This window comes from Bacillus sp. EKM501B, assembly GCF_011800505.1.
Lineage (GTDB): Bacteria > Bacillota > Bacilli > Bacillales > Bacillaceae_G > Bacillus_A > Bacillus_A cereus.
This window is the reverse complement of record NZ_JAALFZ010000013.1, coordinates 129,738-142,235: the sequence shown is the minus strand read 5'-3', so window position 1 is coordinate 142,235 and position 12,498 is coordinate 129,738. Positions and strand designations below refer to the sequence as shown.

Here is a 12,498-nt window from a genome sequence, read left to right as displayed (position 1 = left end):
GGAATTATTACAGCCGTGAACCCTCATATCGGTTATGAAGCAGCAGCTCGCGTTGCGAAAGAAGCAATTGCAACAGGTCAATCCGTTCGAGAACTTTGTGTGAAAAATGGTGTATTGTCACAAGAGGACTTAGAATTAATTCTAGATCCATTCGAAATGACACATCCAGGGATTGCAGGAGCAATTCTTTTAAAGAAAAATTAAAAGAAGAGGGGGGACAAGTCCCTCCTCTTTGTTTACAATATAGGAAGATTATAAGTAAGTATACAGTGGCGTTTAATGGTTTATAGAAACAAAATTAAGAGGAGCAGAAATATGATCAACACCACTTTTAAATAAAGAGGATTTATTAAAATATCCTATCATGTTAACAACAAGTTTACATGAATCTTTATAAATAACTATGACCAGCCATGAATCAATAGTTGGCCATAATGATCTTAAAGACCCATATCTTTTAATCCAGGACTATGCTCATTTGGTATTTCAGGAAGTTCTGGTACAGGAAAACCTTTTGGCGGGTCAGTTACTGCTAATGTTCCTTTGTTTCTACTTGGTGATTCACCTTGGAATATTTCTCCCATTCTTGTTGGATCTAAACTAAAATTAAATTGTGCGTTATGGAATCCCATGTCTACATACTTTCTGCACTCTGGGTATTTATTAATATCATAGTTCGGCACAGGGAAGAGTTTCCCCCATTCAACACCCAATGTCTCTAAAGCTTTTGCGAAAGCATTTTGATGTGCATTATCACGTACAATTAAAAATGCAAGTGTTTCTCTAAAAGTTTGATTGGAACTCATTTCATAAATTCTAGTTTTTTGAAGTACACCTGTAGATTCAAGTACTACGTTATCTAATAAATCGCTAATTAAGTTTCCATGACTATATACCCAAGAGCCATTCCATGGGTTGCCAGCTGCATCAACAGGCAATGAACTTTGAGCACCTACAATAAAGTGGTGAGGATTTGCATGTTTAACCGCTTCATCAAGTGGTGCTGTGTCAATACCAGCATTTCCTGGCGTAGGTTCACCAGATCCAGTTAATAGTTGATTAATTGTATGTTGTACAAGTTCTACATGGCTTATTTCCTCTAAAAAAACACCTCGAAGTAAATCACGATATTGCTTCTCTTTCCCTCTAAAATTTGAGCTTTGGAAGAAGTATTGCATCATTGTACGCATTTCGCCATAATGCCCACCTAATATTTCTTGTAAAACTTTTGCGGCAGCTGGATCTGGCTTGTCCGGCTTAATAATATTAATCAGTTCTTCTTTATAATAAAACCATGAAGTACACCTCTTTTAAGTTAGTTAACATTGTTATCGTGTTCGCTATTTGGTTACTTCATACTTTAATTCATGTTTTCACCAATTAATTACTACCTCAAAATGCAAAGTTTTTGGAAATAACTATTTTAGATATGAGATGAAAATGGGGGATAGATACTTAGCATTTAATAAAAAAGATAAGATTACGAAATGTAATCTTATCTTTTCATTAAGAATAATGAATTGTAGCTTCAAGGCTTCAGAATGACTTTTATACAATCATCTTCACGATTATTAAAAATTTGATAACCGTAGCTCGCTTCTTCAAGGGGGATTTTGTGTGTAATAATCTCTTTTGGATCAAATTCTTTATTTGTTATTTTTTCAAATAGTTCCGGCATAAAATGAATGACAGGTGCTTGTCCCATTTTAAGATTAATATTTCTAACCCAAAATGCTCCGAGTGGAAATGCATTATAATTGCCACCATAAACGCCGGTCATTTGAACCGTTCCATATTTTCTTACGGCTTTCGTAGCTATTTGAATAGGGCCGAGAGTTCCGCCTTGTAATTTCAATTTTTGTTCCAGAAATTCTAGTGGCGATTTTTTTCCATCCATCCCCACACAATCAATAACTACATCGGCACCACCATGTGTAATTTCCTTTAAATGTTCTCCCATATCGGGGAATTTTGTAAACTCAAATACCTCAACATTGTTAATCTTTTTTGCATAATTCATCCGATAATCTAAGTAATCCACTGCAATTACACGTTTAGCACCTTGCATCCAAGCAAATTTTTGTGTCATTAATCCAACAGGTCCACAACCAAGGACGATAACAGTATCACCTGGCTTAACGCCTGCGTTTATTACACTCCAATAGGCTGTAGGTAAAACATCTGATAAAAATAGTAGGGATTCATCTTCAAGCTCGCATGATTCCGGTATAACAAATGGAGTAAAATTGCCAAATGGAACTTTTAAATATTCTGCTTGTCCGCCTGGATGATTACCAAATTTCTCCGTATAACCAAAGTATCCACCAGAATCGTAATGAGGGTTTGAGTTATCACATTGACTTTCCATTTCATGTTGGCAATAGAAACAATGTCCACAAGAAACGTTGAAGGGGATGACAACACGATCGCCTTTTTTCACTTTAGTGACATCTGGCCCGACTTCTTCAACGATTCCCATTGGTTCATGGCCGATAATGTATCCTTGAGGTAAGGGCATGTTACCTTGATATAAATGTAAATCAGAACCGCAAATAGCGGTTGAAGTAATTCTTACAATAATATCATCTTTTTTCTCTAACTTTGCATCATCAACTTGTTTAACTTGTACTTGATTTGGTCCTTGATAGGTTACAGCTTTCATCTCATATCTCCTTTTGGATTATGTCTCAAAACATAATTTTATTTAATCTCTTGGTGAAATAGAAATCTTTCTTTTATTTACTGAAGGGAATTAGGAAGTATACATAGTGTTGTTATGAAAGTATGTTATATCAGTTATTCTTTCTTATATGTTTTGCCCTACTTTAAGAAAAAAATCAATTTTTATTCATAATCTAATTTCCATAAAAAGGATAATTATTATTTCATAATTTGTAGCATATTAAAAACATCGGAGGTGAAATAAGATGGCAAACAATAATAGTGGAAGTCGTAATGAATTGTTAGTTCGAGGTGCTGAACAAGCTCTTGATCAAATGAAATATGAAATTGCACAAGAGTTTGGTGTACAACTTGGTGCAGATACAACAGCTCGTGCAAACGGATCTGTTGGTGGCGAAATTACAAAACGTTTAGTAGCAATGGCAGAACAACAACTTGGTGGTAGAGCTAACCGCTAAGTAAATTGGCTTAAAATATAGCAAATATGTAAATCAATTTCTTTTGTGTATTCATAAAAATAAAAAAACTTATATTAAACAGATACTCACTCAAAGATTATTGATAATCTTCTTTCATAATCTTTGAGTATTTAATTTGTAAACTACTTTCCTAAACAATAAACACGCGGTGTTGGAAAGGTGTTTTCCATGCATAGTAGAAAATCTTTTGCAGGAAAAAGCATACTTAAAAATTTGATTTCAATATTGAAATCAATATTTATTATGATATTTTCGAAAGGTAGGAATTTAAAAATGGGTATATTAAGTGGAAATCCTCAAAATGAACCGTTACATTACGGTGAAGTATTTGACATTTGGAGCTATCTTCTTGCTGCACAGGGTGCGATTGCAAGCCATCAAGTATTTATGAATCATACAGGTGATGAAGACTTGAAGAAGTTTTTAGAAGGCTTAATTGAAAATGATATGAATTCGGAAATAGAAGAATTAAAAGCTCTTTTAAAGATTAATGGCGTAGCTTTACCGCCTGCTCCTCCAGAACGACCAGTTGCATCTATCGAAGACATTCCTCCGGGAGCACGTATTAATGATGTTGAAATTGCTGCTGCTGTTTCTGCAGGATTAGCAGCTGGACTTGTGACATGTAGTCAAGTGATGGGAAAATGTCTTCGAGAAGATGTAGGGATGCTATTTGGCCAATTTCATATGAAAAAAGCGCAGGCAGGTGTAACTCTGCTACGTTTAAGTAAGAAAAAAGGGTGGGTAGTTCCACCTCCGTTACATGTAAGAAATTCTGATCAAGCTTAATAAACAAAAATAAAAAAGTGGCATTGGCCACTTTTTTATTTTTTAGATGTATCCTTAAGTTTGGATTTATTTATTGTGGAAGAATCTATATATTCATCTGATATTTCCATAGCATATTTATCATGATGAATATGATTGCGATTTTTTAATTCATCGTCGTTACGTAGCACTAGCCTCTTCATATAAATATGGAAGAAAACTTCTGTTCCACCAATAATTAAAGCGGCTATAAATGAAGAAAGTCCAATGTTACGAGTAGCATCTAAATTAGTAAACAAGGATGTTAGTAACCAAGTTCCAAAAAAGCTTAAGCCGAAATCTGCCATTGTAGCAATCATATTTCCGTATTTAGGTAAAATGAAGAGGTCTCCGATTAAATAGGCAGCTCCCGTAAGAAAAAGAGAAATTAGTAATACTCTAGGAATTGAAATGCCTTGAAAGATACTGAGCATGATTAGCAATACTGCAGTTATCGCTGTGTATTTAATTAATAAGGCAACAATATGTTTCATCATTTTCCTCCATTGTTTAAACGTATATGGAATACAATATTTCATTAAAAACGGATTATGCTTTTATATAGCGTAACCCGTTTTAATCACCCCTTAATGGTAAGAAGTACAACCTGGGTAAGAAGCAGGCTTATACTATGGATAGTATTTGCGGAATATCGAGCTTTATTCATAAAGGGTAGTTCCATTCTTATAATAGAGATGTTGCCTAAGTACAGTGTTTTTTCATATTAAACTTAATATTCGTTGGTGTTTTGATTCATTAATATAAAAATAAACAAAGTATTTCCGCATTTAATGCATCTTTTTATCTATATATTTTCCGTAATCAGGTACAGCAATTTTATCAAATTCTTGAACCAGTGTTTTGAGGCTCGTTGATAGCAATTCACCTGACATTGGTATCCCATGTTCAGTAATAGCGACTAGAGGCTTTAATTCTTCTAATTTAATGACTGATTCTTTAGCGGCTTTCCAGTCTGTTGTTAAATAACGAGGAGGACCGCTTATTTCCTGTTCTTGAGTTATTACTTTATACAGATACTCCTGTTTCACTGTAACAAAAGCGTCCCCAGCAATTAAAGTTCGGTCTTTCTCTCGGAATAATGAAATATGTCCAGGAGTATGCCCTGGTGTATGAATCCATCTAAACTCTGGCATATGGGGAACAGTTCCATCGATAGGTAGTGCTTTTACGCTATTTCCTAAATCAATCGGTTCATTAGGGAACAGGGGAGACATTTTCGCTACCATACCACCTTCAACTGTTGGATCTGGTTCAGGATAGCTTTGTTGTCCAGTCAAAAACGGTATCTCCATTTGATGGGCATAGACTGGAACATCCCAATATTTAATGAGTTCAATTATTCCTCCAACATGATCAAAATGCCCATGAGTTAAAATAATTGCTTTTGGACGGCTATTTGTACCAAATCGCTCCTCAGTAACAGAGATAATTTCATTTGCACATTTAGGCATTCCAGCGTCAACTAAAACAAAATCATCGGTATGCGGATTCCCAACAAAACATATGTTGACGATTTGAATCGTGTAGCAAAATAAATCAGGTAATACTTCGATGCCGTGACCACTTTCAATTGAAGTTGCTGGAATAAACTTGTAATCACTTCCATAATTCATTTCCTTGTTCACCTTTTGTCCCCCTTAATATGTTTCAATACGACATTATAGTTCCCTAATTTCTCAAATCCATTTTGGGGGATTTGAGAAAAGAATTAGTGGGGATTTGAGAAAAGAATTAGTGGGGATTACAAAAAACAAAAATTAAGGTGGAGACATATCGATTTATATAAAGTGCAAACAGAAAATATTGATTTCACAAGTGTAGTTTTTACTATTTTTTGAGGAGGGGTTATGAGTTAATAAAAGGTTCATCTGAATATTTTAACGTAGGTTTATAAAGAATACAGAACAGTTTCTAATAGAAATTCATTAAATGAGGCGATTACTTGTACCGATGCTTTTCATAATCAAAGGATATTTAAGTTTTGTGATGTAATTGAGATTGATTAAATTATGCTTTTCAATAGCTATTAACAGCCCGTTCAGTGATACTAATATCTCTTACTAGCTATATGATATATTCTATTTTTTATCTAACTAACGCTCTTAGTGTAGTTTGTGTCCTTGCATTGAGTACTTCATGGTTTTTATTCATTTTCACATGTTTCATCCGAAAGAAAAACGGAAATCCCTTCTTTATTAGAGATAGGAAATTCCGGTTCATCTTTTTTATAAACAGTTCAATTGTATTTCAAATTCACATGATGATTCGGTAAATCACCTTGGATAAAGTAGGCTTTATTGATAGCGAATCTGTATTTCTTGATTGATTACCGCCTATTCCTCATACATCATTTTCCTCGTCATTCCACCGTCTACGACAAGGTTTATACCTGTAACAAAATCATTTTCGTTGGCTGTTAAATACAGACAGGCTCGTGCAATATCATCTGGTGTTCCTACACGCTTTGATAGGTGCTGTTCATGATCAATTTTACTTAATTTTGAATAATCTCCTGTTTCAATCCAACCTGGGGAAATAGCATTCACGGTAATCCTATCTTCGCTAAATGAGGCTGCGAGCGCATGTGTAATAGCAACGATCCCACCTTTTGTGGCAGCATAAGATTCTGAATTTGGCTCAGACATAATCGCCCTTGTAGAGGCAATATTCACGATAGATCCACCTTCTTTGTTATGACGCATATACTTTGCTGCTTCACGTGAACCCAAGAAAACGCTTCTTAGGTTTGTGCTTATTACATCGTCCCATTCTTCTAGCGAAATATCGTAAGGAGACTTGAATAACTCTTTTCCTGCATTATTAATTAAAATATCTATCTGACCGTATATTTGATTAGCTACTTCCATTAATCGAATAATATCTGTTTCCAGCCTTACATCTGTTTGTACGAAAAGTGCTTCTTTACCCTGTTCTTTCATCTTAGTAACTGTTTTTGCACCTGCTTTTTCGTCTATATCTGCTAAAATAACATTGGCCCCTTTTTCTGCATAATGTAAAGCAATTCCTCTCCCGATTCCATTTCCAGCCCCTGTTATGATCACTGATTTATTAGAAAAATCCATTGTAATTACACTCCTTTTAAAAAAATATAACGTCTTTATTTTTTAATATAACATACAAAAATTATCCTTCTGCATAAGCAATAGTTAATTGATTATGCCAGTATTTTTATTCTTCACTAATAAAAGGAGTAATTATCTTTTTTTCATAAGAAGATAACACAATATTCGTTGATGGCGTACCATATTGCATTGAATCATCAATAAATTGTTCTAAACTTTCTACAGAATGTGTTGCTATTTTGACAATATAGCTAATTTCTCCTGCTACTCTGTAACACTCAAGTACATCTGGATGATTGTAGCAAAAGTTAGATAATGATTTACAATTTGTTGATTTAAACAGTATAAGTGCAGAAATTGGACGATTTATTTTTTTTAGAGAAACATGTGCATGGTAACCTTCAATAATTTGTTGTTCCTCTAACTTTCGTACTCGCTCAGTTACTGACGGGGAAGATAAGTGAACCGCTTCCGCTAAATCCTTCATTGAAATTTTTGCATTTGACTGTAATAGTCCCACGATTTTTTTATCAATTTGATCCATAAATTATCCAACCTTTTTTTATAAAATAGAATAACCTAAATTCTTTATAAAATAAAGAAAAACAATCAAATATCCTTATTGAACTTATTTATCAGCCTTCTATACTTCTATAAAATAAGGGTAGAAGGAGGCGGTTTACGATATGAAAAAGATTTTATTATTATTAGCTGACGGGTTTGAAGCAGTAGAAGCTAGTGTATTTACAGATGTACTAGGCTGGAATAAATGGGAGGGAGATGGATCAACCGAGGTCGTAACAGTTGGTCTTCGGAATAAATTAACTTGTACTTGGAATTTTACTGTCATACCGGAAAAAACGGTTGATGATATTCAATTAGATGAATTTGATGCACTAGCTATTCCAGGAGGATTTGAAGAGGCTGGTTTTTATCGGGATGCATACAGTAGAGAATTCTTACATGTTATTCAACATTTTTATGCCAAGCAGAAGCCTATTGCCAGTATTTGTGTTGCATCATTAACGCTTGGAAAAAGTGGAATTCTTGTAGGTAAAAAAGCTACCACATACAGTCATCCAACGAGTAAACGAAAAGAGCAGTTAAAGAATTTCGGTGCAATAGTACAAAATGATTTAATAGTACAAGATGGAAATATTATTACATCATCAAATCCAGGCACAGCTTTTGATGTTGCGTTTTTATTACTTGAAAAATTAACATCTAAAAAGAATGCTGAACATGTAAAGGATCTTATGGGATTTTAGGCATTTATCTTCTTATGAGTTTTTGATGCTTGCTAGAAGTAATGTGAAAAGTCGCCGTGCTCTAGTTCTATTTGCTGAACCCGAGGAAAAAGAAAAAGGGTTTGATTATTACAATACTTATAATAGGAGAATTTTTATGATTATAACACTTTTCACATATATTTTGTTAGGTTTATCTTTAGCAATACCCGCAGGTGCTATGACAGTCCAAATGACGAAACAAGGAATGAGAAATGGTTTCGTACATGGTTGGTTTGTAGGTATAGGAGGAATGACTGTAGATTTATCTTTAATAGTCCTGATTTATCTAGGGTTCTCTAGTGTATTAACCAATCCATGGGTAGAAACAGTTATGTGGCTCCTAGGTTTTATATTTTTAATGTTTATTGGAATAGAAAGCATTAAAGAAGCAAAGTCGGAAGTTAACATAGATGGAGAAGATCCTAATAAATCTTTATTATCAGCTTATTTATCTGGTTTTATGATTGCTATATCACCGGCTAATATTGTATTTTGGATAGGGGTCTTTGGCCCGGTTCTCGTTTCTTCATTAGGTAATGCAAGTACATCTACATTTATATTAATAGCTGTAGGTATTTTATTAGGTATCTTTATGCATGATATGATCTTATTAAGCTTTGTTCATTTTACTAGACGTTTTCTAAATCCAACCTTTATTAAAAGAGTATCTATATTTGCCGCAATAGTCCTATTCGGATTTAGTGGTTATTTTGGTTATGAGTTTATAAAACAAGTAATGACTTTTATCTCAAAAGCATAGTTCTTATAAACTTAAATAGGGTGGTTATAAGGTAAATGAAAAAGATACGTATTTTAAACGTAACATAATTGTAAATATGTTATATCACGTAGGCAACCCCTTAGGAATTCATTGATTCCTGAGGGGTCTTTAAATTCTTTACACGTAGCCTCTACTATAATTGATGGTGTATGAGCTTAGCTCAATAGCGATGGGGTACTACCCGCATTTTAACGAAAATATACGCTAAGCAAATTTCGATATAAAAGAAGCCGAATTTTCTACTTTAAGAAACTTTCGGTTTCAATTCGTTATGACATTGCTCTATGTTGTTATAGATATATAATTTAATTAAAGTTTCAATTAGTTTAGATCATCAAAAATAATGTCTTTTTTATCTAAATTTCTTAGAACTTATATATGAGATGAATATTAATTTATAAGCATTAAATATTTGTGAAGATTTAATTGACGAACATATTTTTTTGACTTTTATTGAAAGTGGATTACACTATAAAAATTTTAGAGAATGGCTATCTATATAAAAATTACATAACAGTAGCTAATATAAATCCATTCAATAAGACGATTACTTGTACGGATGCTTTTCATAATCAAAGAATGTTTAAGTTTGGAGATGTAATTGAAGTGGATTAGAGGGGGAGAAATAAAAATAGTTATCTCTTCCTAACTTAATTATATCATGTAAATCAAGTTCGAAATAGACTGTTTATTCGTATTGACTCCTGCTACAATCAAGAACACATGCATAGTAAGGAGAGATGTTACATGAGTTCTTTCGTTCTCGATTTTCAGGAAATAGAAAACACGCAGCTTTCGCTCGTCGGTGGAAAAGGTTTGAATTTAGGGGAGTTATCAAGCGTTCAAGGGTTACAAGTACCCGAAGGTTTTTGTGTTACAACGGTAGGATATGAAAAGGCTATCGAGCAAAATGAAGAGCTTCAAACTTTGTTGCAGCAGCTAACAAAGTTGAAAATGGAAGAGCGTGCTCAAATTGGTGAAATGAGTAAGAAGATTAGAGAAGTCATTATGGCAGTAGAAATCCCTACTGATGTAGTGGAAGCAGTAGCTCATTATCTCTCACGTTTTGGAAATGAACATGCGTATGCCGTGCGTTCTAGTGCGACGGCTGAAGATTTACCGTATGCTTCATTTGCAGGTCAACAAGATACGTATTTAAATATTATCGGAGAAGAAGCGATTTTACAGCATGTAAGAAAGTGCTGGGCGTCTTTATTTACAGAGCGAGCAGTTACGTACCGCATGCAAAATGGTTTTGAACATAATCAAGTTTCTATATGTGTTGTCGTTCAAAAAATGGTTTTCCCTGAGGCTTCGGGCATTTTATTTACGGCTGATCCAATTACTTCTAACCGAAAGGTGTTATCAATTGATGCCAGTTTTGGACTTGGTGAGGCATTAGTATCGGGTCTGGTCTCTGCCGATAATTATAAAGTAAAAGAAGGCGAAATTTCAGAAACGATGATAGCGACTAAAAAAATAGCTATTTATGCTGTAAAAGAGGGCGGAACAGAGACGAAACAGATTGATCCGGTTCAGCAAAAACTTCAAACATTGTCTGAACAACAAATTTTACAACTAGCACAGATCGGAAGACAAATCGAAGCTTATTTTGGTTGTCCGCAAGATATTGAATGGTGCTTAGTTGATGATACAATTTATATAGTCCAAAGCAGACCGATTACGACTTTATATCCAATTCCAGAAGTAAATGATGGGGAAAATCACGTGTATATATCAGTTGGTCACCAACAAATGATGACCGATGCGATGAAACCACTTGGGTTATCTTTTTTCTTGTTAACAACTAGTGCCCCTATGCGTAAAGCGGGAGGCAGGTTATTTGTCGATGCTACGCAACAATTAGCTTTACCTGCTAGCAGAGATTACTTAATAAACACTTTAGGAAAATCGGATCCACTCGTAAGAGATGCATTAACGACTATAGTTGAGCGAGATAATTTTATTAAATTATTACCAGATGATGAAAAAGGGAAGAGTGTTGGTAAAAGTGTGCCACCTGCAAATTCTCAACCAGAAATTGAAAATGATCCGGCAATCGTTACAAATTTAATACAGAATAGTCAAGCATCAATCGAAGAGTTAAAACGAAACATACAAACGAAATCAGGGCTGGATGTACTCCATTTTATTTTAGAAGACATTCAGCAATTAAAGAAAGTATTATTTAACTCGCAAAGTATAGCTATTATTATGGCAGGTATGAATGCTTCATCATGGATTAATGAAAAGATGGAACAATGGCTAGGGGAAAAGAATGCAGCAGATGTACTTTCACAATCTGTACAAAATAATATTACTTCAGAAATGGGTTTAGCATTATTAGATGTTGCAGATGTGATTCGGCCGTATCCAGAAGTCATTGCGTATTTACAGCATATAGAAGATGACAGCTTTTTAGATGAATTAATTCAGTTTAAAGGCGGGGAAACAGTTCGGGATGCAATCGATGCCTTTCTAAATAAATATGGAATGAGATGCAGCGGAGAAATCGACATTACGAAAACGCGCTGGAGTGAACAGCCAGCTACAATTATACCGATGATTTTAAATCATATAAGGGACTTTGAATATGGTGCTAGTAAACGGAAGTTTGAAGAAGGGCTGCAGGAAGCTTTGAAAAAAGAAGAAGAGCTGTTAGAGCGATTGCAGCACTTGCCGGGTGGGGAACAAAAAGTAGAAGAGACGAAGAGAATGATTTGTAACCTCCGCAATTTCATCGGTTATCGTGAATATCCGAAATACGGCATGATTCATCGTTATTTCATATATAAGCAGGCATTACTGAAAGAAGCAGAGAAACTTGTGAAAAATAATATTCTGGATGAAATAGAAGATATATACTATCTAACTTTTGAAGAACTTCACGAAGTCGTCCGCACAAATAAACTAGATTACGAGCTTATTCATCAACAAAAAAATGAGTACAAATTATATGAAAAACTAACGCCGCCGCGAGTTATGACGTCTGATGGAGAAATCATTACAGGTAAATATAAACGAGAAAATCTCCCGGCCGAAGCAATTGTAGGTTTGCCTGTTTCTTCGGGAGTAATTGAGGGAAGAGCTCGCGTTATTTTAAATATGGAAGATGCGAATTTAGAAGAGGGAGATATATTAGTTACGGCTTTTACTGACCCTGGCTGGACACCATTATTTGTATCTATAAAAGGATTAGTTACTGAAGTCGGCGGACTTATGACGCATGGAGCAGTTATCGCACGTGAATATGGATTACCGGCAGTCGTTGGAGTAGAGAATGCTACGAAATTAATAAAAGACGGACAACGAATTCGGGTATATGGAACAGAAGGGTATATTGAAGTGTTGTAATG

12 protein-coding genes and 1 pseudogene are annotated in these 12,498 nt (G+C 34.6%); 7 read left to right on the top strand and 6 right to left on the bottom strand.

Features of this window, described 5'->3' with window-relative positions; translation table 11 throughout:
• The coding region (locus HFD78_RS21470; protein WP_191968110.1) for an aspartate ammonia-lyase at positions 1-204 on the top strand (204 nt) is incomplete at its 5' end.
• A 236-nt stretch (positions 205-440) separates the two neighbouring features.
• Here HFD78_RS21470 and HFD78_RS21465 read toward each other — a convergent pair.
• Both HFD78_RS21465 and HFD78_RS21460 read right to left on the bottom strand, forming a co-directional pair.
• A pseudogene (locus HFD78_RS21465) lies at positions 441-1,292 on the bottom strand (manganese catalase family protein); the annotation flags it as partial.
• A 236-nt stretch (positions 1,293-1,528) separates the two neighbouring features.
• Positions 1,529-2,662: a zinc-dependent alcohol dehydrogenase gene (locus HFD78_RS21460; RefSeq protein ID WP_000649092.1), complete on the bottom strand. Its 1,134-nt coding sequence runs from the start codon at positions 2,660-2,662 to the stop codon at positions 1,529-1,531.
• A 265-nt stretch (positions 2,663-2,927) separates the two neighbouring features.
• Here HFD78_RS21460 and sasP point away from each other — a divergent pair, with 265 nt between their 5' ends.
• A complete protein-coding gene (gene sasP / locus HFD78_RS21455; protein WP_000002840.1) occupies positions 2,928-3,140 on the top strand; it encodes a small acid-soluble spore protein, SasP family in 213 nt (70 codons plus the stop codon).
• Positions 3,141-3,434: 294 nt separating this feature from the next.
• Entirely contained in the window at positions 3,435-3,950 is a 516-nt protein-coding gene (locus HFD78_RS21450; protein ID WP_002101091.1) for a DUF3231 family protein, read from the top strand.
• Between the two features lie 35 nt (positions 3,951-3,985).
• On the opposite strand, the gene HFD78_RS21445 is transcribed toward HFD78_RS21450, so the two are convergent.
• The 4 genes from HFD78_RS21445 to HFD78_RS21430 all read right to left on the bottom strand — a co-directional run bounded on the left by HFD78_RS21445 (position 3,986) and on the right by HFD78_RS21430 (position 7,616).
• A complete protein-coding gene (locus tag HFD78_RS21445; protein WP_139016301.1) occupies positions 3,986-4,462 on the bottom strand; it encodes a YndM family protein in 477 nt (158 codons plus the stop codon).
• Between the two features lie 294 nt (positions 4,463-4,756).
• Positions 4,757-5,614 (bottom strand): MBL fold metallo-hydrolase, encoded by an 858-nt coding sequence (locus tag HFD78_RS21440; RefSeq protein WP_001031190.1) that lies wholly within the window; start codon positions 5,612-5,614, stop codon positions 4,757-4,759.
• 708 nt (positions 5,615-6,322) lie between these two features.
• The gene (locus HFD78_RS21435; RefSeq protein ID WP_000347899.1) at positions 6,323-7,072 is read right to left on the bottom strand and encodes a glucose 1-dehydrogenase; all 750 of its coding nucleotides are present in this window, start codon (positions 7,070-7,072) and stop codon (positions 6,323-6,325) included.
• A 106-nt stretch (positions 7,073-7,178) separates the two neighbouring features.
• Positions 7,179-7,616 (bottom strand): Lrp/AsnC family transcriptional regulator, encoded by a 438-nt coding sequence (locus HFD78_RS21430; protein WP_000372089.1) that lies wholly within the window; start codon positions 7,614-7,616, stop codon positions 7,179-7,181.
• Between the two features lie 142 nt (positions 7,617-7,758).
• Between HFD78_RS21430 and HFD78_RS21425 the strand changes: the two genes are divergently transcribed.
• The 4 genes from HFD78_RS21425 (at position 7,759) to ppsA (ending at position 12,496) form a co-directional block, all read left to right on the top strand.
• A complete protein-coding gene (locus HFD78_RS21425) occupies positions 7,759-8,340 on the top strand; it encodes a DJ-1/PfpI family protein (RefSeq protein WP_000722336.1) in 582 nt (193 codons plus the stop codon).
• A 136-nt stretch (positions 8,341-8,476) separates the two neighbouring features.
• Positions 8,477-9,121 (top strand): LysE family translocator, encoded by a 645-nt coding sequence (locus HFD78_RS21420; protein WP_000587494.1) that lies wholly within the window; start codon positions 8,477-8,479, stop codon positions 9,119-9,121.
• A gap of 474 nt (positions 9,122-9,595) precedes the next feature.
• On the top strand, positions 9,596-9,757 hold the full coding sequence (locus HFD78_RS21415) for a YolD-like family protein (RefSeq protein WP_423243258.1): 162 nt from the start codon (positions 9,596-9,598) through the stop codon (positions 9,755-9,757).
• A gap of 132 nt (positions 9,758-9,889) precedes the next feature.
• Entirely contained in the window at positions 9,890-12,496 is a 2,607-nt protein-coding gene (gene ppsA, locus HFD78_RS21410; protein ID WP_000094213.1) for a phosphoenolpyruvate synthase, read from the top strand.
• Positions 12,497-12,498: the final 2 nt, after the last annotated feature.

Bases quoted from the DNA above. Each gene is read 5' to 3' on its own strand.
- HFD78_RS21450 (WP_002101091.1), top strand. From the start codon at position 3,435: ATGGGTATATTAAGTGGAAATCCTCAAAATGAACCGTTACATTACGGT.
- HFD78_RS21445 (WP_139016301.1), bottom strand. From the start codon at position 4,462: ATGAAACATATTGTTGCCTTATTAATTAAATACACAGCGATAACTGCA.
- ppsA (WP_000094213.1), top strand. From the start codon at position 9,890: ATGAGTTCTTTCGTTCTCGATTTTCAGGAAATAGAAAACACGCAGCTT.
- HFD78_RS21435 (WP_000347899.1), bottom strand. From the start codon at position 7,072: ATGGATTTTTCTAATAAATCAGTGATCATAACAGGGGCTGGAAATGGA.
- HFD78_RS21420 (WP_000587494.1), top strand. From the start codon at position 8,477: ATGATTATAACACTTTTCACATATATTTTGTTAGGTTTATCTTTAGCA.
- HFD78_RS21430 (WP_000372089.1), bottom strand. From the start codon at position 7,616: ATGGATCAAATTGATAAAAAAATCGTGGGACTATTACAGTCAAATGCA.
- sasP (WP_000002840.1), top strand. From the start codon at position 2,928: ATGGCAAACAATAATAGTGGAAGTCGTAATGAATTGTTAGTTCGAGGT.
- HFD78_RS21425 (WP_000722336.1), top strand. From the start codon at position 7,759: ATGAAAAAGATTTTATTATTATTAGCTGACGGGTTTGAAGCAGTAGAA.
- HFD78_RS21460 (WP_000649092.1), bottom strand. From the start codon at position 2,662: ATGAAAGCTGTAACCTATCAAGGACCAAATCAAGTACAAGTTAAACAA.